Here is a 21,948-nt window from a genome sequence, read left to right as displayed (position 1 = left end):
ACGCTGTAAGTCACCCCCTTGGGCGGGTGAGAGTCCTCTTCCGCGCACGCCCGGGTCGCGCGTCGCGCGTCGGGTACCGGGGCGGTCACCGCGGAACAGCCGCGGCCCGACCACGAGGAGCAGTCATGGCCCGACACGACAAGGGCGCGACGAGCGCCGAGGCGGCCGACAGCCGCGCCTACGACCGGCACGACCGGCACGACACCGACCGCCGCCGCGAGGACCACGCGCGGGACAAGTTCGGCGGCCTGAACATCGGTGCCTGCTTCTTCGGCTGGCTGGTGGCGATCGCCGTGGCCATCCTGCTCACCAGCATCGTCGGCGCCGTGACCGCCGCCGTGGGCTCGTCGACCTCCATCACCCAGTCGGAGGCCGAGCGCTCCGCCGGCACCATCGGCGTCGTCGCCGCGGCCGTGCTGCTCGCGGTGCTCGTCATCGGCTACTTCTTCGGCGGATACGTCGCCGGGCGCATGTCGCGCTTCGACGGTGGCCGTCAGGGCGCGGGCGTGTGGGTCATCGGCCTGCTCGTCACGATCCTGGCGATCGTGCTGGGCGCTGTGTTCGGCTCGCAGTACAACCTGCTCGACCGCGTCAGCCTGCCCCGCATCCCGCTCGGCACCGACGAGCTCGGCGCCGGCGGCATCATCACCGCCATCGCCGTCGTGCTGCTCACGCTGCTCGCCGCCGTGCTCGGCGGCAAGCTCGGTCACCGCTACCACGACCGCGTCGACCGCGCCGCCGGCCGCTGACCCGACCGCTCCACCGCACGACGGCGCTGCCGGTGCGCCGCCGGGCCGGGGTCAGCCCCGGCCCGGCCAGGCGCCCTGCGGCCACCCGGTGTAGCACTCGGCCACGTAGGCCGAGCCCGCCCGTGACGACGTCAACGCCGCCAGCTCGCCGAGCTGGCGGCGTTCGTCGAACTCGGAGGCGCCGGGCAGCCGGTGCAGCAGGGTGGTCATCCAGTAGGAGAAGTGCTGGGTGCGCCAGACCCGCTCCAGGGCTCGCGGCTGGTAGGTGTCGAGCGCGGCGTCGTCGCGGTGCACCAGCGCCTGCTCGAGCACCTCGGCCAGCACCCGCACGTCGGCCAGCGCCAGGTTGAGCCCCTTCGCGCCGGTGGGCGGCACGGTGTGCGCCGCGTCGCCGGCCAGCAGCAGCCGGCCGTGGCGCACCGGCTCCTGCACGAAGCTGCGGAACGGCAGCACGGTCTTCTCCAGCACGGGCCCCTCGGCCAGGCCCAGGCCGTCGTCGCCGGCCACGCCCTCCTGCAGCCGCTCCCAGATCCGGTCGTCGGACCAGTCGGCGACGTCGGTGCCGGGGTCGCACTGGAAGTACATCCGCTGCACCGTCTCGGTGCGCGAGCTCACCAGCACGAAGCCCTCCGGGCCGCGGGCGTAGACCAGCTCCTCGATGCTCGGCGGGGCCTGCGCCAGGATGCCGAACCAGGCGAACGGGTACTCCCGGAAGTAGCGGCGGCGCTCGGCCTCCGGCACCTGGTCGCGGCACGTGCCGCGGGAGCCGTCGCAGCCGACGACCACCTCGCAGCGGACCTCCCGGCGGGTGCCGTCGGCGTCGGTGAAGTGCATGCTCGGGCGGTCGAGGACGTCGCTCACGCTGACGTCGCCGACCTCCCAGCGCACGTCGCCGCCGTCGCGCGCCCGGGCGTCGGCCAGGTCGGTGAAGACGTCGGTCTGGGGGTAGAGCCACGTCGAGGCCCCCACCAGGTCCTGGAAGTCCACGCGGTGGCTCGTGCCGTCGAAGCGCAGGTCGATGCCGCGGTGCTCGTGGCCGTCGCGCAGCACGCGGTCGAGACCGCTGTCGACCAGCATCCGCACGCTGTCGCGCTCCAGGATGCCCGCGCGGTGGGTCTGCTCGATCACCTCGCGGGCGCGGGTCTCGACCACCACCGACTCGATGCCGGCGCGGGCGAGCAGGTGGGCCAGCATCAGGCCGGCCGGTCCGCCGCCGACGATGCCGACGCGGGTGGTCTCGGGGGTGACGGCGTTCACACCGCGACCGTACGACGTCCGCCGGTGGCGACCGGCAGGGTTCTTCCGGTGGGCGGAAGATGGGGCCGCGACACCCCTCGTCGCTGGCGTGGTTCCCGAGGAGCGGCGCAGCGAGCGGGTCGAGACCCGACGCGGCCGGGGCTACTGCACGAAGCGGAAGAGCGGGCTGTCGGGCGCGACGGCCTCGACGCGCAGGGGGGAGGCGTCCATCCGGGCCAGCAGCGGGGCGTAGTCGTCGGCGTCCTGCAGCTCGACGCCGACGAGGGCGGGGCCGGTCTCGCGGTTGCTGCGCTTGACGTACTCGAAGAGCGTGATGTCGTCGTCGGGGCCGAGCACCTCGTCGAGGAAGCGGCGCAACGCGCCCGGCTCCTGGGGGAACTCGACGAGGAAGTAGTGCTTGAGGCCCTCGAAGACCAGCGCGCGCTCCACGACCTCGGCGTAGCGGCTGACGTCGTTGTTGCCTCCCGAGACCACCGCCACCACCAGCGAGCCGGGGGCCAGGCCGCCCGCCCCGAGCCGAAGCGCTGCGGTGGCCAGGGCCCCGGCGGGCTCGGCGATGATGCCGTCGGACTGGTAGAGGTCGAGCATCTCGACACAGGCCAGGCCCTCCGGCACCGCCACCAGGTCGGGGCCGTGCCGACGCACGACGTCGTAGGTGTGCGTGCCCGCCCGGCGCACGGCGGCGCCGTCGACGAACCCGTCGAGGTCGGGGAGGTCCACCGGCTCGCCGGCCCGCACGGCCGCCGCCATGCCGGCCGCACCGGCCGGCTCCGCCCCCACCACCCGTACGCCGGGCGCGCGCGCCCCCAGCACGGTCAGCACCCCCGCCACCAGTCCGCCGCCGCCCACCGGCACGACCACGGCGGCGGGCTCGCCGAGCCCGGCGGCGGCGAGCTGGGCCAGCACCTCGGTGGCCACGGTGCCCTGCCCGGCGATGGTGCGGGGGTCGTCGAAGGCCGGCACCGGGGTGGCGCCGGTGGCCGCGGCGAAGGCGCGGCTGGCCGCCGCGGCGTCGTCGTAGGTGTCGCCGCCGATGACGACGTCGACCATCGCGCCGCCCAGCGCCGCCACCCGGTCGCGCTTCTGGCGCGGGGTGGTGCGCGGCAGGTGCACCCGGGCCCGCACCCCGGCGCGGGCGCAGGCGAAGGCGACGCCCTGGGCGTGGTTGCCGGCGCTGGCGCAGGTCACACCGCGGGCGCGGGCCTCGGCGTCGAGGTCGGCGATCAGCGTGTAGGCGCCGCGCAGCTTGTAGGAGCGCACCGGCTGCAGGTCCTCGCGCTTGAGCCACACCTCGAGCCCGGTGAGCGCCGAGAGCCGGTCGCTGCGGTGCAGCGGGGTCGGCTCGACGACACCGGCCAGCCCGGCCGCGGCGCGGTCGACGTCGTCCGGCGTCGCGGGGGCGGGAGGCGTGGTCACGACCCCATGATGGCCGGTGCGGGACCGTCGTCCGGCCGCGGGTCAGGCCACGGTGATGGCGCCGCCGGGGTCCTTGTCGAGGGAGCGGCCGATGACCATGCGCTGGATCTGGTTGGTGCCCTCGAAGATCTGCATGACCTTGGCCTCGCGCATGTAGCGCTCCACGGGGAAGTCGCGGGTGTAGCCAGCGCCGCCGAGCACCTGCACGGCGTCGGTGGTGACCTTCATGGCCTGGTCGGTGGCGACGAGCTTCGCGACCGAGGCCTCGCGGCCGAACGGCAGGCCGGCGTCCTTGAGGCGGGCGGCGTGCAGGGTGGTCGCCCGCGCGGCCTGCACGGCGGCCTCCATGTCGGCGAGCACGAAGGCGAGGCCCTGGTGGTCGATGATCCGCCGGCCGAAGGTCTCGCGCTGCTGGGCGTACGCCGTGGCCGTGTCGAGCGCGCCCTGGGCCAGGCCGGTGGCGACCGCGGCGATGCCGAGGCGGCCGGCGTCGAGGCCCGCGAGGGCGATGCGCAGCCCGGCGCCCTCGTCGCCCAGGCGCCGCTCGGCCGGCACCCGCACCGACTCGAAGCGCACGGTGGCGGTGGCGGAGCCGGTCAGGCCCATCTTGCGCTCGGGGACGTCGGCGGACAGGCCGGGGGTGTCGGCCGGCACCAGGAAGCAGGAGATGCCGCCACGGCCCTCGCTGGTGCGGGCCATCACCTTGTAGAAGTCGGCGTGCCCGCCGTGGGTGGTCCAGGCCTTGGCGCCGTCGATCACGTAGTCGTCGCCGTCGCGGCGCGCGGTGGTGCGCATGGCGGAGGGGTCGGAGCCGGCGTGGGCCTCGGAGAGGCAGTAGGCGCCGAGCAGCTCACCGCCCAGCATGTCGGGCAGCCACGCCTTCTGCTGGGCCTCGGTGCCGTGGGTGGCCAGCCCGAAGCACGACAGCGCGTGCACCGAGACCCCGACGCCGACGCTGGACCACACGGCGCCCAGCTCCTCGAGCACCTGCAGGTAGACCTCGTAGGGCAGGTCGGCGCCGCCGTGCTCCTCGGGGTAGGGCAGGCCGAGGAGCCCCGAGCGGCCGAGGAGGGTGAAGACGTCGCGAGGGAACTCCTCGTCGGCCTCGGCCTGGGCGGCGCGGGGGGCGAGGTGGTCGGTGGCGATCTGGCGCACGAGGCGCAGCAGGTCGGCGGCCTCCTCGGTGGCCAGGACACGGCGGGCGGGCATGGGTTCTCCAGGGTGGGATCGACGGCAGTACCAGGGTACTGGTCTCGGTACTGGGCCGGTCGTGGGCGATAGCCTCCACCGGTGACGTCGACACGGGTGCTGCCCGAGCGGGCGCGCGCCCGCCGCGCCGAGCTGCTCGACGGCCTCGCCGACCTCTTCCTCGCCGAGGGCTTCCTGGCGCTCGGCGTGGGCGACCTCGCCGCCCGGCTGCACTGCTCCCGCTCCACGCTGTACGACGTCGCCACCAGCAAGGAGCAGCTGATCCAGGCGGCCGTGCGCCGCTACTTCCAGCGCGCCGCCGAGCGCATCGAGCAGCGCGTCGCCGCGGTCGACGACGCCGGCGGGCGGCTGCCGGCGTACCTCGACGCGGTGGCCACCGAGCTCGAGCCGGCCTCGGCCCGGTTCCACGCCGACCTCGAGGCCTACCCGCCGGCCGGCGAGGTCTACCGGGAGAACACCCGGCTGGCCGCCCGTCGGGTGCAGCAGCTCGTCGACGACGGGGTGCGCGCCGGCGCCCTGCGCCCGGTCGACGCCGCGTTCGTCGGCGCCGCCGTGGCGCAGGTGATGACCGCGATCAGGTCGGGGGTCATCGGCGAGGCCACCGGGCTCGACGACGCGGCGGCGTACCGCCACCTCGCCGACCTCGTGGTGCACGGCTTGTCCGGTCGATGACGCGTCCCCTAGACTCACCGGCGAGGGGAGTACCCCACCCAAGGCCCGCCCGGTCAGTACGACGTCTCCACAGACGTCCCGGGCGGACGCCCGGGCCGTGACGGCCGGGCGGGGGAGACCTCAAGCCATGTCGCTTGAGGAGTCTGCATGCCGTCCCTGCCCGACCTCGTCGTGACCGCCGCCCCGTCGGCGCTCGCGATCGACACCATCGGCACGCCCACCCTGTGGGCCGTGACCATCGCCGCCGTCGTCGGCCTGCTCGTCGTCGACTTCATCGCCACCCGCAAGCCCCACGAGGTGTCGATGCGCGAGGCGACCATGTGGTCGCTGTTCTACGTCGCCCTCCCGCTCGCCTTCGGTGGCTACGTGTGGTCGCAGCACGGCAGCGAGCGCGGCGTGGAGTACTACACCGGCTACCTCGTCGAGAAGGCGCTCAGCGTCGACAACCTCTTCGTGTTCATGCTGCTGCTCGCGGCCTTCGCGGTGCCGAAGGCGCTGCAGCAGCGGGTGCTGCTCTACGGCATCGTCGGCGCGCTGGTGCTGCGCGGCATCTTCATCGCCCTCGGGGCCGCCGCGCTCTCCGCGTTCGACTGGGTCTTCCTGGTCTTCGGCCTGGTGCTGCTGCTCACCGGCGCCAAGCTGCTGCGCGACGCCCTGCGCGGCAGCGGGCACACCACCGAGGTCGCCGACATGCGTGTCGTGCGCCTGGTGCGCCGGGTCATGCCGGTCACCGACGAGTACGCCGGCCCGCGCCTCACGGTGCGCCAGGCCGGGCGTCGCGCGCTGACGCCGTTCGCCCTGGTGGTGGTGGCGGTCTTCGCCACCGACGTCGTGTTCGCCATCGACTCGGTGCCGGCGGTCTACGGCATCACCGGCGACCCCTACCTGGTGTTCGCCACCAACGCCTTCGCCCTGCTGGGCCTGCGCGCGCTCTACTTCGTGCTCGAGGGGCTGCTGGCCCGGCTGGTGCACCTCTCCTACGGCCTCGCGGCCATCCTCGGCTTCATCGGCGTGAAGCTGGTGCTGCACTGGGCGCACATGGAGTGGAGCGCCGTGCCGGAGATCCCGACGCTGGCCTCGCTCGCGGTCATCGTGGGCATCCTGGTGGTCACCACCACGACCAGCCTGGTGGCCTCCTCGCGGGCCGACGCGGCCGCCGCGGCCGGCGACCGGGACGAGGACCTGGACGACCGGGACGAGCGGGTCACCACCGGCTGACGCGCAGCGCCGGCCACACGTGACGAGGGCCCTGTCGACCTGGTGGTCGGCAGGGCCCTCGCGGGTGCAGCGGGTACGGCGCGCTCAGGTCACGCCTGGCGCCGTGCGGCCGGTGCCTCAGGCAGGCAGCTCGGGCTCGGGCTCCGGCTCGGGCTCGGGCTCGGGCTCGGGCTCGGGCTCGGGCTCGGGCTCGGGCTCGGGCTCGGGCTCGGGCTCGGGCTCGGCCTGGCACGCGTCGAGGCGCTCCTGCGCGCGGGTGACGCGCATCTGCTGGGCCTTGGTCACCCGGTCGACCTCGGTCTCCTGCTGCTTGGCGGCCTTCAGCTCCTTGCGGGCGCGGGCCTCCTCGCGGCGGGTGTCGGCGCGGGCGGCGGCGTCGCGGGCCTGCTCGACGGCCTCGTCGGCCCGGGTCGAGCGGGTGAGCGCGCGCTCACGCGCGGCCAGGGCCTTGTCGAGCCGGGTCTGCTCACCGGTGCAGTCGGCCGTGCTCGAGGCGGCACCCGGCGCGGCGGGGGCGGTCGCGGCGGTGGCCGAGGTGGCGGTGGCGAGCCCGCCGGCGGCGAGCAGGACGCTCAGGCAGGTGGCGGGGGCCACCGTCAGGAGGGTGCGGATCATGGGGTTCTCCCTGTCTCGTCCGGCCCTGGGGGGTGGGCCGGCGTGAGGTGAGGCTACGAACCCGGGGAGGCCCCGCGTGGGGTATCGGCGACATCTTTACCCGTCCCGCGGCCGGACCGCCGCACGTGCGCGAGGGCGGCCGACCGGGCCTCGGGCCACGGTCGACCGCCCCTCGGCGGTGCTGCTCAGGTCTGCTCTGGTGCTGCTCTGGTGCTGCTCAGGCGCCGGCGAGCGCCGGCTCAGGAGTGGCGGCGTCCTCGGCGCGGGCCCGGCGCTCCTGGCGCACGGCCCAGACGATGCCGGAGATCCACAGCACGAAGAGGGCCGCCGCGGCGACGACCACGGTGGTGCCGGAGGCGCCGAGGGACTCGAGGATCGTCTTGGAGTTGGTGAGCACGATCAGGCCGCCGGCGGCCACGCCGAGCACCCGCGCAGCGAGCTTCTTCACCAGCCAGGCCGCCACCGGGGCGGCGACCACGCCGCCGGCGAGCAGCGCCGCGGCGTACGACCACTCGATGCCCTGCGAGCCGAGGGCGAGGATGAAGCCGAGCGAGCCGCCCACGGCGACGACGAACTCCGAGGTGTCGATGGAGCCGATGACCTTGCGGGGCTCCAGGCGGCCCGAGGACAGCAGGGTGGTGGTGCCGACCGGGCCCCAGCCGCCGCCGCCGATGGCGTCGAGCGCGCCGCCGACGACGCCCATCGGCGCGAGCATCGCCGCCGAGGGCCGCGACTTGAACGTGGGGCGACGGCCGCCGAGCACCAGGAAGCGCCAGATCACGTAGACGCCGAGCGCGAGCAGGATGCCGGCCACCCAGGGCTTGGCGGTGTCGCCGTCGAGGCTCACCAGGAACGTCGCGCCGGCGAAGGCGCCGACGAAGCCGGGCACGGCCAGGATCGAGACGGTGCGCCAGTCGACGTTGCCGAGCTTGTGGTGGGCGAAGCCGGAGACCAGCGAGGTGCCGATCTCGGAGAAGTGGACGGCGGCCGAGGCCGCGGCCGGGGCGACACCGGCGGCGAGCAGCAGGGTCGACGACGTGACGCCGTAGGCCATGCCGAGGGAGCCGTCGATGAGCTGGGCGAGGAGTCCCACGAATCCGAGGACGAGGAGCTTGCGCATGGGTGGTCACCGTTCGGTGGGAGACGGCGGGACGCCGCTCATTGGCTAGTGTGTCGGTAGAGATTATGCACACGATTGACGCACACGACCACACGTCGGCGTGTCGTCACCGCCGCGCGGGCCGCCCGTCGTGCGGCGTTCACCCGCCCGGCGCACCCTGGCTCGATGACCACCGCCCCGCCGCCCGCGCCGTCCGGCGTGCGGCGTGCGGCGCTGTCGGGCACGGGCTGGGCGCTGGTGGCCGTCGGGGTGGTGCTGTTCCCGTTGCCCGGTCCGGGCGTGCTGTTCCTGCTCGCCGGGACGGCGCTGCTCGCCCAGCACGACCCCTGGGCCGCCCGCCGGCTCGCGCCGGTGCGGCGGTGGGCGCTGCACGAGGCCGCCCGGGGCGTCGCCACCTGGCCCCGCACGCTGACCACCGCAGCGGTCACCGCCGCGCTCGGCGCCAGCGGCCTGCTGTGGCTGTGGGACCCCGCCCAGCCCTCCTGGTGGGTGCTGCCCGCCTGGACCTGGCTGCCCGGCGGTCTCTGGGCCGGCGTGGGGCAGGTCGTCTCCGGGCTGGTCGGTCTCGCGCTCACCGCCTGGGCCCACCTGCGCTTCCACGGCGCCCCCGTCCCCGGACCCCGGCCGTGACCCCGGCCGTGACCCCGGCCGTGACCTGCGCGGACGAGCGGCGCGGAACACTCCCGCCGGTTGGTGGTCTCTGGGATGCTCGGGTCATGCGCAGGGGAGCCACGTCGTGAAGGGCGCCGTCCGCCGGGTCGGCCTCGAGGTCGCCGGGTGGACGCTCGTCCTGCTCGGGATCGCGGCCCTGGTGCTGCCCGGCCCCGGTCTGATCCTGCTGTTCGCCGGCGTGGCGGTGCTCTCCCAGCAGTACGAGTGGGCCGAGCGGCGCCTCGAGCCGCTGAAGTACCGCGCGATGAAGGGTGCCGCGCAGAGCGTGTCGTCCTGGCTGGCGATCGTGGTGACCGCCTGCGTCGCCGTCGGCCTGCTCGCCTGCGGGGCGCTGTGGATCTGGGGCCCGCCGTCGCCCTCGTGGTGGCCGCTGTCGGACTTCTGGTGGCTGCCCGGCGGCATCGCCACCGGCATCACCCAGGTGGCCTCGGGCCTGATGGCGATCGCCCTGCTCGTCTGGAGCTACCGCCGCTTCCACGGCCACCCCGAGGCCGTCGCGGCCATCGAGCGCGACATCGACCGCGCCGACGAGCAGTCACCGCTCGCCGACGCCTGAGCCCACCGCCGCGCCCCGGACGCTGTCGGGACCGGCCGTTAAGGTGCGCCGCATGGCCCTGACCCTGCACCGCGCGCCCCGCGCCGACGTGCTGGCCGACGGCCTGGCCGACCTGCTCGCCTCCCCCCTCGCCGACCCCTTCGCCACCGAGGTCGTCGTGGTGCCGGCCCGTGGTGTCGAGCGCTGGCTCTCGCAGCGCGTCTCCCACCGCCTCGGCGCGGGCGCCGGGTCGGGCGACGGCGTGTGCGCCGGGGTCGAGTTCCGCAGCCCGGCCTCCCTGGTCGCCGAGGTCACCGGCACCCGCGACGACGACCCGTGGGCGCCGGAGGCGCTGGTGTGGCCGCTGCTCGCGGTCGTCGACGCCTCGCTCGGCGAGCCGTGGGCGGCCCCCCTGGCGCTCCACCTCGGCCACGGGCTCGGCGGCGAGGAGGGCGACCTGCGCCGCGGCCGCCGCTTCGCCGTCGCGCGACGCCTGGCCCGGCTGCTCGCCGGGTACGCCGTGCAGCGCCCCGCCCTGGTCGCCGACTGGGCCGCCGGCCGCGACACCGACGGCCGGGGCGGCCCGCTGGCGCCCGACCTCGCCTGGCAGCCCGAGCTGTGGCGACGGCTGGTCGCCCGCGTCGACGCTCCGGCGCCCGACGTCCGCCACGCGCAGACCCTCGCGACGCTGCACGACGAGCCCGGCGCGGTCGACCTGCCGCCGCGGCTCTCGCTCTTCGGCCACACCCGGCTGCCGGTCACCGAGGTCGAGCTGCTCGCCGCGCTGGGGACCCACCGCGACGTCCACCTCTGGCTGCCCCACCCCTCCGCCGCCCTGTGGCGCGCCCTGGCCGACGACGCCGCCGCCGGCCCGGTGGCGCGCCTCGACGACACCAGCCACCAGCGCGTGGCCCACCCCCTGCTGGCCACCCTGGGCCGCGACACCCGCGAGCTGCAGCGCGTGCTGGCCACCGTCGAGCCCCGTGACGCGACCCCGGCCGCGGGCGCGCCGCCGGTCGAGGCCGGCGACCCGGGCAGCCTGCTCGGCTGGCTCCAGCACGACCTGCGCGGCGACCGGGTCGGCGACGCCGCCGCACGGACCCTGCGCGACGACGACCGCTCGGTGCAGGTGCACGCCTGCCACGGCCAGGCCCGCCAGGTCGACGTGCTGCGCGAGGTGCTGCTGGGGCTGCTCGCCGACGACCCCACCCTCGAGCCGCGTGACGTGCTGGTGATGTGTCCCGACATCGAGGCCTTCGCGCCGCTGGTCTCCGCCGGCTTCGGCCTCGGCGACGTCGTCGGCGACGACGGCCACCCCGCCCACCGGCTGCGGGTGAGCCTGGCCGACCGCTCGCTCGCGCGCACCAACCCGCTGCTGTCGGTCGCGGCGCGGCTGCTCGACCTCGCCGGGGGCCGCGCCGGTGCCGGCGACGTCCTCGACCTCGCCCACACCGAGCCGGTGCGCCGCCGGTTCGGCTTCGGCGACGACGACCTCCAGCAGCTCACCGAGTGGGTGCGCGAGGCCGGCGTGCGGTGGGCCTTCGACGCCGAGCACCGCGCCGACTACGGCCTGCAGGACTACGTGTCCAACACCTGGCGCTTCGGCCTCGACCGGCTGCTGGCCGGCGTCACCATGTCGGAGGACGCCGGCGCCTGGCTCGACCGCACCCTGCCCCTCGACGACGTCGGCAGCGGCCAGGTCGAGCTGGCCGGCCGGCTCGCCGAGTACGTCGCCCGCCTGCGCGCGGTCACCGACCGACTGGTCGGCGCCCACCCCCTCGACCACTGGCTCGACGCCCTCGCCGAGGGGGTGCGCGACCTCACCGCCGTGCCGTCGACCGAGGCGTGGCAGGCCGGGCAGGCCCAGCGCGAGCTCGCCCGGGTGCGGGAGGCCGCCGCCGGCCTCGGCGGCACCGAGCTGCGCCTGCCCGACGTCCGCGCCCTGCTCGACGACCGGCTCGCCGGGCGGCCCACCCGGGCCAGCTTCCGCACCGGCACGCTCACGGTCTGCACGATGGTGCCGATGCGCTCGGTGCCCCACCGCGTGGTGTGCCTGCTCGGCCTCGACGACGGCGTGTTCCCCCGGGCGGGTGCGGTCGACGGCGACGACGTGCTCGCCCGCGACCCGGTCACCGGTGAGCGCGACGCCCGCAGCGAGGACCGCCAGCTGCTGCTCGACGCCGTGCTCGCCGCCACCGAGAGCCTCGTGGTCACCTACACCGGCGCCGACGAGTACTCCGGGCGCCCCCGGCCGCCGGCCGTGCCCCTCGGTGAGCTGCTCGACACCCTCGACCTCACCGCCACCGTCACGCCAGGCGCCGACGGCACGCCGCGCCGGGTGGCCGACGTCGTGCGCACCCGTCACCCGTTGCAGCCCTTCGACGAGCGCAACCTCGCGGTCGGCGCGCTGGTGCCCGGTGCGCCGTTCACCTTCGACCCCGCCGCCCTGGCCGGTGCCCGCGCCGCTGCCGGGCCCCGCTCGCCCGCGGCGCCGTTCCTGCGCGGACCGCTGCCGGCGCCGGCCGACGACGGCACTCCCGACGACGTGTCGCTGGAGGAGCTCGCCGGCTTCCTCAAGCACCCGGTCAGGGACTTCCTGCGCAGCCGCCTCGACGTCGCGCTGCCGCTCGACGACGACCCCGTCGACGACGGCCTGCCGGTCGAGATCGACCAGCTCGCGCAGTGGGGCGTCGGCGACCGCGTCGTGCGCGACCTGCTCGCCGGGCTCGACCCCGCCGAGGCCACGCAGCGGGAGTGGCGCCGCGGCGTCCTGCCGCCCGGCCGGCTCGGGTGGCGGCTGCTGCGCCAGGTGGTCGAGCGGGCGCAGCCGCTGGCCGCGGCGGGCCTGGAGGAGCGACGCGGCCACGACCCCCGGGCCGTCGACGTCGACGTCGACCTGGGGCGTGGCCGACGGCTGCGCGGGACCGTCCCCGAGGTGTTCGGCGACCGGCTGGTGCCGGTCTCCTACTCCCGCCTGGGGGCCACCCACCGGCTGCAGTCGTGGGTGCACCTGCTCGCGCTCGCCGCCAGCGACCCCGACCGCAGCTGGACCGCCCGCACCCTGGGCCGGCCCACCAACAGCCGCTCGCGCGAGGCGGTGGGCCGCTCGCTGCTCGGCCCGGTCGACCACACCGCGGTCGACGTGCTGCGCGACCTCGTGGCACTGCTCGACCAGGGCCGCCTCGAGCCGCTCCCGCTGCCGGTGAAGTCGTCGTTCCGCTACGCCACCCAGCGCCGCACCGGCGCCCCGCAGGCCCAGGCGCTGGAGAAGGTCGCCTGGGACTGGGACGACGGGCGCTACCCCGGCGAGTGCTCCGACGCCGCGCACCTGCGGGTGTGGGGCCCGCGCGCCCCGGTGCCGGGCCTCGCCGAGGCGCCGGGCGCCGACGAGCAGCAGCCGGGCGAGCCCACCCGCTTCGGCGCGCTCGCGCTGCGGCTGTGGAGCCCGCTCCTCGACTCCGAGCAGGGGGCGTGGTGATGGAGCCGTTCGACGTCACCGGTCCGCTGCCCACCGGCACCACGCTCCTGGAGGCCAGCGCCGGCACCGGCAAGACCTGGACGGTCGGCGCGCTGGTGGCCCGCTACGTCGCGGAGGGCCACGCCCGCCTCGAGGAGATGCTCGTCATCACCTTCGGCCGCGCCGCCAGCCAGGAGCTGCGCGAGCGGGTGCGCGAGCAGCTGGTCGCCGCGGAGCGCGCCCTGGGCGACCCCGACGGCGTCGACCCCGACGACACGCTGCTGGGCCTGCTCGTGCACGGCGCGCCCGGCGCCGTCGGCTGGGTCGACGACGCGGAGCGGGCGCGGCGTCGCCACCGGCTCCGCGACGCGCTCGCGGCGTTCGACGGCGCCACCATCGCCACCACCCACCAGTTCTGCCAGCTCGTGCTGCGCTCGCTGGGTGTCGCCGGCGACACCGACACCGGCGCCACCCTGGTGGAGTCGCTCGACGACCTCGTGGTCGAGGTGGTCGACGACCTCTACCTCGCCCGGTTCGGCCACCTGCCCGACGCACCGCCGTTCGACCGGGCGACCGCGCTCGCCCTGGCCCGCACCGCGGTCAGCGACCCGCATGCCCGGCTGGTGCCCGACGGCGGCCCCGGCTCCGACCCGGCCCCCGAGCCCGGTTCGCCCGGCCGCGCCCGCGTCGACTTCGCCCGGGCCGTCCGGGTGGAGGTCGACCGGCGCAAGCGCCGCCGCGGCGTGCTCAGCTACGACGACCTGCTCAGCCGGCTCGCTGCCGCGCTGGAGTCCGACGACGCCCCGGCGCGCCAGCGGATGCGCGGGCGCTGGCGCATCGTGCTGGTCGACGAGTTCCAGGACACCGACCCGGTGCAGTGGCAGGTGCTCGACCGCGCCTTCAGCGGCGTCGCCACGATGGTGCTGATCGGCGACCCGAAGCAGGCCATCTACGCCTTCCGCGGCGGCGACGTGGTGGCCTACCTCGAGGCCGCGGCCACCGCCACCACCCAGGCCACCCTGGCCACCAACTGGCGCAGCGACGAGGGGCTGGTGCGCCGCCTGCAGGTCGTGCTGCGCGGCGCCGCGCTCGGCGATCCGCGCATCGTGGTGCGCGACGTCGCCGCCCGGCACGGGGCCCACGGCGAGCCCGGCCGCCTCGTCGGGGCGCCGCACCCCTCGCCGTTCCGGCTGCGGCAGGTGACCCGGTCAGGCTTTCGGCTGCTGCGCTCGGGTGCGGTCCGTGCCGCCGAGGCGCGTGAGCACGTCGCCCGCGACTGCGCCGCCGACATCGCCGAGCTGCTCGCCGCCGCACCGACGTGGAGCGGGCGGCCGCTGCGCGCGGCCGACGTCGCGGTGGTCGTCAGCACCCGCGAGCACGGCCTGCTGGTGCAGCGCGCCCTGGCCGAGCGCGGCCTGGCGTCGGTGGTGCCGGGCGGCAGCCACGTCTTCGCCACCGCCGCCGCCGACGACTGGCTGACCCTGCTGGAGGGCATCGAGCAGCCCCACCGCTCCGGCCGGGTGCGCGCCGCGGCGCTGACCTGCTTCCTCGGGCGCACCACCGAGGACCTCGACGCCGGCGGCGCGAGGCTGACCGACGAGGTGGCCGACACCCTGCGCGGCTGGGCGCTGCTGCTGCGAGGGCGCGGGGTGGCCGCGCTCTTCGAGGCCACCGAGGAGCGCGGCCTCAGCGCCCGCGTGCTCGCCCGCACCGACGGCGAGCGGCTGCTCACCGACCTGCGCCACCTCGCCCAGCTGATGCACGAGACGGCCGTGCGCGAGGGCCTCGGCCTCACCTCCCTGCTGCAGTGGTTCCGCGAGGAGCGCCGCTCCGACACCGGCAGCGAGCGCCCCCGCCGCCTCGACAGCGACGCCGCAGCGGTGCAGGTCGTCACGGTGCACGGCAGCAAGGGCCTGCAGTACCCCGTCACCTACCTGCCGTTCCTCTTCCAGAACTACGTCTGGCCCGTCGACGTCGCGCGCTTCCACCACGACACCGACCGGGCCCTCGACGTCACCGGCGGCGGCCCGCAGTGGGCGGCCAGCGTCGCCGCCCACCAGCGCGAGGAGAGCGGCGAGGAGCTGCGCAACCTCTACGTCGCGCTGACCCGCGCGCAGTCGCAGGTCGTGGCGTGGTGGGCCCCGACGCCCACCACGCCCGACGGCGGCCTCCACCGGCTGCTGCTCGGGCGGCAGCCCGGGGTGCCCGACGTCCCCGACCAGCAGGCGCTGCGCGACGACGACTACGTCACCCGCGTGCTGGGGCTGCTCGAGGAGCTGGGCGGGCCGACCCGCGAGGAGTCGGTGGTCGCCGACGCGGTCGCGGAGCCGGTCGCCGGTGGTGGCGAGCGGCTCGCCGTGCGCCGGTTCGGGCGCCGGGTCGACACCGACTGGCGCCGCACCTCCTACTCCGCGCTGATCCGCGTGGAGGAGCAGGCCGGGCCGGCCACGCCGGGGGTGGTCAGCGAGCCGGAGGAGACGCTGCGCGACGACGAGGCCACCCTCGCCGGCGACGCCGGCCGGGCGGCCGACGTGGCCGAGGACGTGGCCGAGACGGCGCCCGGGACCGCCCCGGACGCCGCCGGTGCGGCCGACGACCCGGCCGACGACCCGGCGTCACCGATGGCCGACCTGCCCGCGGGCGCCGGCTTCGGCAGCCTCGTGCACGCCGTGCTCGAGCACGCCGACCCCGACGCCCCCGACCTCGCTGCCGAGCTGCACCAGCGCGCCGCCGAACAGCTGCGGTGGTGGCCGGTCGGCGTGCCGGCCGACGAGCTCGCCGCCGCGCTGGTGCCGCTGCACCACACCCCGCTCGGCCCGCTGCTGCCCGGGCTCACCCTCGGCGACGTCGGCCTCGGCGACCGGCTGCGCGAGCTCGACTTCGAGCTGCCCCTCGACGGCGGCGACGTGCGGGGCCGCCCCGCCGAGGTGCACCTGCGGGGCCTGGGCCAGCTGCTGCGCGAGCACCTCCCTGCCGACGACCCGCTGGCGCCGTACGCCGAGCGCCTCGAGCAGCCGCTGCTCGGCGACCAGGTCCTGCGCGGCTACCTCTCCGGCTCCGTCGACGTCGTGCTGCGCGCCGAGGTCGACGGCGCACAGCGGTTCGTGGTGGTCGACTACAAGACCAACCTGCTGGGCGAGCCGGGCCGGCCGCTGGTGGCCTCCGACTACGCCCGCGACCGGCTGGTGGAGGCGATGCTGCACTCCCACTACCCGCTGCAGGCCCTGCTCTACTCCGTGGTCGCCCACCGCTACCTGCGCTGGCGGGTGCCGGGCTACGACCCCGACGTCCACCTCGGCGGCGTGCTCTACCTCTACGTGCGCGGCATGTGCGGCCCGCAGACCCCGCTGGTCGACGGCCACCCCGCCGGCGTCTTCAGCTGGCGCCCGCCGGCCGCGCTGGTGCTGGCCGCCTCCGACCTGCTCGCCGGTGTCGGCGCAGGAGGCGCCCCGTGATCGAGCTCTTCACCACCGACGACCCCCACGACCCGCGCGTGGCGCGGGGGGCCACCGGCCTGCTGGGCGAGTTCAACGTCGCCGGGGTGCTGACCGCCGCCGACGTGCACGTCGCCGAGCGCACCTGCGCGCTCGCCGGCGAGCACGACGAGAGCGTGGCGCTGGCCCTGGCGCTGGCCGTGCGCGCGGTGCGCCACGGGTCGGTCTGCGTCGACCTCGCCGACCTGCTCGACCCCGCCGACCTGCAGGCCGCCCCCGAGGTGACCGCCCTGGCCTGGCCCGACGCCGCCGGCTGGCCCGAGCGCGTGGCGGGCGGGGCGCTCGCCGGGGCCGGCGTCGTGCACGTCGAGGGCAGCCTGCTCTACCTCGACCGCTACTGGCGCGAGGAGGGGCAGGTGCGCGACGACCTGCTCGCCCGCGCCACCCGCCCCGCCCCGTCCGTCGACCCGGCGACGCTGGGCGCCGCGCAGGAGCGGGTGTTCCCCGACGCGGGGTACGCCGAGCAGCGCGCCGCCGCGCGCACGGCCGCCGACCGCTGGACCACCGTGCTCACCGGTGGCCCCGGCACCGGCAAGACCACCGCCGTCGCGGGGCTGCTGGCGATGCTCGCCGAGCAGGCCGAGGCGACCGGTCCGCGGCCCCGGGTGGCGCTGACCGCCCCCACCGGCAAGGCCGCGGCGCGGCTGCAGCAGGCGGTGGCCGAGGCCACCCGCGACCTGCCCGAGGTCGACCGCGAACGGCTCGGCCCACTCACGGCCTCCACCCTCCACCGGCTCCTGGGCTGGCGGCCCGGCTCGCGCACCCGCTTCCGTCACCACCGCGGCAACAAGCTGCCCCACGACGTCGTCGTCGTCGACGAGACCTCGATGGTGTCGCTGACGATGATGGCCCGCCTCGTCGAGGCGGTGCGCCCCGACGCCCGCCTCGTGCTGGTCGGCGACCCCGATCAGCTGGCCTCGGTGGAGGCCGGCGCCGTGCTCGCCGACCTGGTCGGCGGCCTCGACGAGCGCGACCCCGGCTCGGTCGTCGCGCTGCGCACCTCCCACCGCTTCGGCGCCGGCATCGGCCGGCTGGCCGAGGCCGTCCGCACCGGCGACGCCGACGCCGTGCTCGACCTGCTGGCCGCCGGTGGCGACGAGGTCGAGTGGGTCGAGCCCGGCGGCGACGACGACCGTCTCGGCGCCGACGGCACCGCCCGGCTGCGCGACGTCCTGCTCGGCCACGCCCTCGACCTGCGCACCGCCGCGGAGGCCGGCCGCGTCGACGAGGCGGTCGCCGTCCTCGAGCGCCACCGGCTGCTCTGCGCCCACCGCGAGGGCTCCTTCGGCGTGCAGCACTGGAACCGGCAGGTCGAGCGCTGGCTGGCCGAGACGACCGGCGCACCGGTGGGCGCGTCGTGGGGCCAGGAGTGGTACGTCGGGCGCCCGCTGCTGGTGACCGCCAACGACTACGGGCAGCACCTGTTCAACGGCGACACCGGCGTCGTGGTGGCCGGTGCCGGTCCCGACGCCGCGCTGCGAGCGGTGGTCGCCGGCGTGGAGGAGCACCTGCAGCTGAGCCCGTCGCGCCTCGGCGACGTCGACACCATGCACGCGATGACGATCCACAAGAGCCAGGGCAGCCAGGCCGCGGAGGTGACGCTGCTGCTGCCGCCGCAGGACTCCCCGCTGCTGAGCCGCGAGCTGTTCTACACCGCCGTCACCCGGGCGCAGCAGCGGGTGCGGGTGGTCGGCTCGCCCGACGCGGTGCGCGCCGCGGTGGAGCGGCGGGCGCGCCGAGCGAGCGGGTTGCGCCGGCGGCTGGTCGAGCCCGGCTGAGCCCCGGCTGAGCCCCGGCTGAGCCCCGGCTGAGCCCCCGCTGAGGCCCGTGACGCGACACGCGCCCGCAACGTCGAGCCACTAGGGTCGCGGCGTGCCCTTCCTGCTGCGTGTCGAGCTGCCCGACGTCCCCGGTTCGCTGGGTCGCCTGGCGAGCGCGATCGGTGAGGCGGGCGGCGACATCGAGGCCATCGAGATCGTCGACAAGCGCCGCGACGGCACCGCGGTCGACGACGTGCTGCTGGAGCTGCCGCCCACGGCGCTGCCCGACGGGATCGTCTCCGCCTGCAACGCACTCAGTGGCGTGCGCGTGGTGTGGATCAGCCGGTACGGCGCCGGCGGCAACCTCTTCCTCGACCTCGAGGCGGTCGAGGACCTCACGGCCAACCCCGACGAGGCCCCCGACCGCCTCGTCGACCTGCTCCCGGTGGTCTTCCGCGCCGACTGGGCGGTGCGGGTGCACCGCGCCAAGGGCATCGTCCGGGCGACCGGCGCGGCCCCCGACCGGCTCGAGTTCCGTGAGATCGAGCGGGCCGAGCGCCTGGAGATCGAGGGCGAGACGACCACCATCCACGTCGGCGCACGGCTCTCGGGCAACGAGATCGTCGTGCTCGGCCGCCGCGGTGGTCCGGAGTTCCTCGACTCCGAGGTCGCCCGCATCGGCCACCTCGCCGGCCTCGCGATGACCATCGCCCGGCCCTAGGCACGAGCGGGCAGTTTCCCCGGCCGGCCGGGGAAACCGGCACTCGGCGGCTGAAATTTCAGCCACCAAGTGGCAGTTTCCCCGCTCGAGCGGGGAAACCGCCCGAGACCTCAGCCCACCCGCTCCAGCAGGAACACGGGGATCTCGCGGTCGGTCTTCTCCTGGTACTCCGCGTAGGGCGAGTAGACCGCGACGCAGCGCTCCCACCACTCGGCGCGCTCGGCACCCTCGGCGACGCGAGCGCGGTAGGTGTGCGGCTCCGGGCCGTCCTGGAGGTCGACCTCGGGGTGGGCCAGGAAGTTGTGGTACCAGGTCGGGTGCTCGGGGGCGCCGCCCTTGGAGGCGACCGCGGCGTACACGCCGTCGCGCTCCACCCGCATCACCGGGTTCTTGCGCAGCTTGCCCGACTTCGCCCCGCGCGAGGTGATGACCACGATGGGCCACTCGGGGTGGTCGGGCAGCGTGTTGGCCTCGGCGCCGCCGGTGGCCTCGTAGGTCGCGACCTGGTCGCGGACCCACTGCTCGGGGCTGGGCTCGTACTCTCCACTCAGTGCCATGCCTCCACAAGAGCACGCGGCGGGCCCGTATTCCAGTCCCACGGGGCCCCGATAGCCTGCCCGCATGAGCGCCATCGACGGGGTGTCGGAGACCTTCGACGCCGAGGCCTGGGACGTCGTGCCCGGCTTCGACGACCTGACCGACCTCACCTACCACCGGGCCCGCGCCCACGGCACGGTGCGCGTGGCCTTCGACCGCCCCGACGTGCTCAACGCCTTCCGTCCCCACACCGTTGACGAGCTGCTGCGGGTCCTGGAGCACGCCCGCACCACCAGCGACGTCGGGTGCGTGCTGCTCACCGGCAACGGCCCCGGCGAGCGGCACGGCAAGTGGGCCTTCTGCACGGGCGGCGACCAGCGCATCCGCGGCCGCGCCGGCTACCAGTACGCCGAGGGCGAGACGGTCGAGACCGTCGACAAGGCCCGGCTGGGACGGCTGCACATCCTGGAGGTGCAGCGGCTGATCCGCTTCATGCCGAAGGTCGTGGTGTGCGTCGTGCCGGGCTGGACCGCCGGCGGCGGCCACAGCCTCCACGTGGTCTGCGACCTGACGATCGCCAGCCGCGAGCAGGCCCGCTTCAAGCAGACCGACGCCGACGTCGGGTCCTTCGACGGCGGGTTCGGGTCGGCGTACCTGGCCCGGCAGGTGGGCCAGAAGTTCGCCCGCGAGATCTTCTTCCTCGGCGAGGAGTACTCCGCCGAGGACGGCGTGCGCATGGGCACCGTCAACCGCGCCGTGCCGCACGCCGAGCTCGAGGCCACCGCGCTGGAGTGGGGGCGGCTGGTCAACGGGAAGTCGCCCACGGCCCAGCGAATGCTGAAGTACTCCTTCAACGCCATCGACGACGGGCTGGTCGGCCAGCAGCTCTTCGCCGGCGAGACCACCCGCCTGGCCTACATGACCGACGAGGCGCAGGAGGGGCGCGACCAGTTCCTCGAGAAGCGCGACCCCGACTGGTCGCCCTACCCCTGGTACTACTGAGCCCGCGGACGAGCGCTGAGCCCGCGGACGCCGTCGCGGACCGGGTGCGGTGGTGGGCGCGGTGTGCTTCGATGCGGCGATGGAGTGGGAGACGCACCCGGTCACCCCTGACCGGTTCGACGACTTCGCGGACGTCGTCAACCCCACGCGCCGCGCCACCCACTGCTGGTGCCTGTCGCACCGGCTCACCGCACCGCAGGTCGAGGAGCTCGGTGGCGGCAGCCGCGAGCGCGCGGCGAGGGCGCTGTGCGAGCGGGAGGTCCCGCCGGGGGTCGTCACCTACCGCGACGGCACCCCGGTCGGCTGGTGCAGCATCAGTCCCCGCGCCGACATCCCGCGACTCACCCGGTCGAGGCTGATCCGTCCCGTCGACGACGTCCCGGTCTGGAGCATCATCTGCGTCGTCGTCCGCGCGGGGCACCGGCGCCAGGGTGTCACCACGGCGCTGCTGAACGGCGCCGTCGACTGGGCCGCCTCGAACGGCGCGCCGGCCGTCGAGGCGCACCCGGTCGACCCGGGCGGTGGGCGGATGGACCTGACGATGGCGTTCGTCGGCACCAGGGCGATGTTCGAGAAGGCGGGGTTCGTCGTGGTGGGCACCACCGACGCCGTGGCCAGCAAGATGCCGCGGCTGGTGGTGCGACGCGAGCTCGGCCCGTGACGGGCGCCACCGGCTGGGACACCGGCGCCGTAGGCTCCCGCAGGTGATGGGGTGTGCGGCGTGAGGATCGTGGTGCTGACCGGGGCGGGCATCTCCGCCGAGAGCGGGGTGCCGACCTTCCGCGACGCCGACGGCCTGTGGGAGGGCCACCGCGTCGAGGACGTCGCTACCCCCGAGGCCTTCGTCGCCGACCCGGCGCTGGTCCACGACTTCTACGACGCCCGCCGCGCCGCGCTCGCCGGGGTGGCGCCCAACCCCGCCCACCGGGCGCTGGCCCGGCTCGAGGAGGCGCTCGGCGACGACCTGCTCGTGGTCACCCAGAACATCGACGACCTGCACGAGCGCGCCGGCTCCACGCGGGTGCTGCACATGCACGGCGAGCTGCTCCGGGCGTGGTGCACGGCCTGCGACGACCGGGTGCCGTGGACGGGCACGATGGCCGACGGCCCGCCCTGCCCCGGCTGCGGCGAGGCGGCGCTGCGGCCCGACGTGGTGTGGTTCGGCGAGGTGCCCTACGAGATGGAGCGCATCCTGCGCGCGCTCGGCGGCGCCGACCTGTTCGTGTCCGTCGGCACCTCCGGGGCGGTCTACCCCGCCGCGGGCTTCGTGCAGCAGGCCGCACGCCACGGCGTACGGACCCTCGAGCTCAACCTGCTGCCCAGCGAGGGCACGGCGTGGTTCCGCGAGGCCCGCCACGGCCCCGCCGGCGTGCTGGTACCGGCCTGGGTCGAGGAGGTCCTCGCCGCGGTCGGCAGCGGCGGGAAGCTGTAACGCGCCGTTGTCCCCTCTGCTGCCCCGTCACGACGGGGCAGCAGAGCTGCGAACTGCGCGTTGCAAGCGCGGGGTCGCCAGC

At 75.8% G+C, this 21,948-nt stretch carries 18 protein-coding genes; 12 read left to right on the top strand and 6 right to left on the bottom strand.

What is annotated here, in order from left to right; translation table 11 throughout:
• Positions 1–125: 125 nt before the first annotated feature.
• Entirely contained in the window at positions 126–749 is a 624-nt protein-coding gene (locus tag AC4OR8_RS01245) for a hypothetical protein (RefSeq protein ID WP_492163749.1), read from the top strand.
• A gap of 51 nt (positions 750–800) precedes the next feature.
• Here the strand turns inward: AC4OR8_RS01245 and AC4OR8_RS01240 are convergent, their stop codons facing one another.
• The 3 genes from AC4OR8_RS01240 to AC4OR8_RS01230 form a co-directional block, all read right to left on the bottom strand.
• Positions 801–2,006, bottom strand: a complete 1,206-nt coding sequence (locus tag AC4OR8_RS01240) for a 4-hydroxybenzoate 3-monooxygenase (protein ID WP_492163748.1) — start codon at positions 2,004–2,006, stop codon at positions 801–803.
• A 141-nt stretch (positions 2,007–2,147) separates the two neighbouring features.
• Positions 2,148–3,422: a threonine ammonia-lyase IlvA gene (ilvA, locus tag AC4OR8_RS01235; RefSeq protein ID WP_492163747.1), complete on the bottom strand. Its 1,275-nt coding sequence runs from the start codon at positions 3,420–3,422 to the stop codon at positions 2,148–2,150.
• Positions 3,423–3,464: 42 nt separating this feature from the next.
• Positions 3,465–4,631, bottom strand: coding sequence for an acyl-CoA dehydrogenase family protein (locus AC4OR8_RS01230; RefSeq protein ID WP_492163746.1), 1,167 nt, complete (start codon positions 4,629–4,631; stop codon positions 3,465–3,467).
• Between the two features lie 81 nt (positions 4,632–4,712).
• Here AC4OR8_RS01230 and AC4OR8_RS01225 point away from each other — a divergent pair, with 81 nt between their 5' ends.
• Complete coding sequence (locus AC4OR8_RS01225; RefSeq protein WP_492163745.1) at positions 4,713–5,303, top strand: TetR/AcrR family transcriptional regulator; 591 nt, start codon at positions 4,713–4,715, stop codon at positions 5,301–5,303.
• Between the two features lie 147 nt (positions 5,304–5,450).
• The gene (locus AC4OR8_RS01220; protein ID WP_492163744.1) at positions 5,451–6,521 is read left to right on the top strand and encodes a TerC/Alx family metal homeostasis membrane protein; all 1,071 of its coding nucleotides are present in this window, start codon (positions 5,451–5,453) and stop codon (positions 6,519–6,521) included.
• A 117-nt stretch (positions 6,522–6,638) separates the two neighbouring features.
• Here AC4OR8_RS01220 and AC4OR8_RS01215 read toward each other — a convergent pair whose 3' ends face one another.
• Together AC4OR8_RS01215 and AC4OR8_RS01210 are read right to left on the bottom strand one after the other, a co-directional pair.
• Positions 6,639–7,136, bottom strand: coding sequence for a hypothetical protein (locus AC4OR8_RS01215; RefSeq protein ID WP_492163743.1), 498 nt, complete (start codon positions 7,134–7,136; stop codon positions 6,639–6,641).
• Between the two features lie 217 nt (positions 7,137–7,353).
• Positions 7,354–8,256, bottom strand: coding sequence for a sulfite exporter TauE/SafE family protein (locus AC4OR8_RS01210; RefSeq protein ID WP_492163742.1), 903 nt, complete (start codon positions 8,254–8,256; stop codon positions 7,354–7,356).
• Positions 8,257–8,421: 165 nt separating this feature from the next.
• Between AC4OR8_RS01210 and AC4OR8_RS01205 the strand changes: the two genes are divergently transcribed.
• From AC4OR8_RS01205 to AC4OR8_RS01180, 6 genes are all read left to right on the top strand, one after another.
• Positions 8,422–8,886, top strand: coding sequence for a PGPGW domain-containing protein (locus AC4OR8_RS01205; RefSeq protein ID WP_492163741.1), 465 nt, complete (start codon positions 8,422–8,424; stop codon positions 8,884–8,886).
• A gap of 106 nt (positions 8,887–8,992) precedes the next feature.
• The gene (locus tag AC4OR8_RS01200; protein WP_492163740.1) at positions 8,993–9,484 is read left to right on the top strand and encodes a PGPGW domain-containing protein; all 492 of its coding nucleotides are present in this window, start codon (positions 8,993–8,995) and stop codon (positions 9,482–9,484) included.
• Between the two features lie 52 nt (positions 9,485–9,536).
• On the top strand, positions 9,537–12,941 hold the full coding sequence (recC, locus tag AC4OR8_RS01195; protein ID WP_492163739.1) for an exodeoxyribonuclease V subunit gamma: 3,405 nt from the start codon (positions 9,537–9,539) through the stop codon (positions 12,939–12,941).
• Positions 12,941–16,375 carry a UvrD-helicase domain-containing protein gene (locus AC4OR8_RS01190; protein WP_492163738.1) on the top strand — a complete coding sequence of 1,145 codons (3,435 nt, stop codon included), beginning with the start codon at positions 12,941–12,943 and terminating at the stop codon, positions 16,373–16,375. The genes recC and AC4OR8_RS01190 overlap by 1 nt, the downstream gene beginning before the upstream one ends.
• The gene (recD, locus tag AC4OR8_RS01185; RefSeq protein ID WP_492163737.1) at positions 16,372–18,192 is read left to right on the top strand and encodes an exodeoxyribonuclease V subunit alpha; all 1,821 of its coding nucleotides are present in this window, start codon (positions 16,372–16,374) and stop codon (positions 18,190–18,192) included. The genes AC4OR8_RS01190 and recD overlap by 4 nt, the downstream gene beginning before the upstream one ends.
• 94 nt (positions 18,193–18,286) lie before the next feature.
• Positions 18,287–18,895 carry an ACT domain-containing protein gene (locus AC4OR8_RS01180; RefSeq protein WP_492163736.1) on the top strand — a complete coding sequence of 203 codons (609 nt, stop codon included), beginning with the start codon at positions 18,287–18,289 and terminating at the stop codon, positions 18,893–18,895.
• A gap of 110 nt (positions 18,896–19,005) precedes the next feature.
• On the opposite strand, the gene AC4OR8_RS01175 is transcribed toward AC4OR8_RS01180, so the two are convergent.
• Complete coding sequence (locus tag AC4OR8_RS01175) at positions 19,006–19,452, bottom strand: nitroreductase family deazaflavin-dependent oxidoreductase (protein ID WP_492163735.1); 447 nt, start codon at positions 19,450–19,452, stop codon at positions 19,006–19,008.
• 64 nt (positions 19,453–19,516) lie between these two features.
• Here AC4OR8_RS01175 and AC4OR8_RS01170 point away from each other — a divergent pair, with 64 nt between their 5' ends.
• The 3 genes from AC4OR8_RS01170 to AC4OR8_RS01160 all read left to right on the top strand — a co-directional run bounded on the left by AC4OR8_RS01170 (position 19,517) and on the right by AC4OR8_RS01160 (position 21,866).
• Entirely contained in the window at positions 19,517–20,434 is a 918-nt protein-coding gene (locus tag AC4OR8_RS01170) for a 1,4-dihydroxy-2-naphthoyl-CoA synthase (protein WP_492163734.1), read from the top strand.
• A gap of 79 nt (positions 20,435–20,513) precedes the next feature.
• Complete coding sequence (locus AC4OR8_RS01165) at positions 20,514–21,095, top strand: GNAT family N-acetyltransferase (protein WP_492163733.1); 582 nt, start codon at positions 20,514–20,516, stop codon at positions 21,093–21,095.
• 60 nt (positions 21,096–21,155) lie between these two features.
• Positions 21,156–21,866, top strand: a complete 711-nt coding sequence (locus tag AC4OR8_RS01160; RefSeq protein WP_492163732.1) for an NAD-dependent deacylase — start codon at positions 21,156–21,158, stop codon at positions 21,864–21,866.
• The last annotated feature ends 82 nt before the right edge of the window (positions 21,867–21,948 follow it).

The organism is Nocardioides sp. FY1077, from assembly GCF_058681775.1.
Note: the sequence above shows the minus strand (reverse complement) of the source record. Positions and strands in the feature narration are given on the sequence as shown.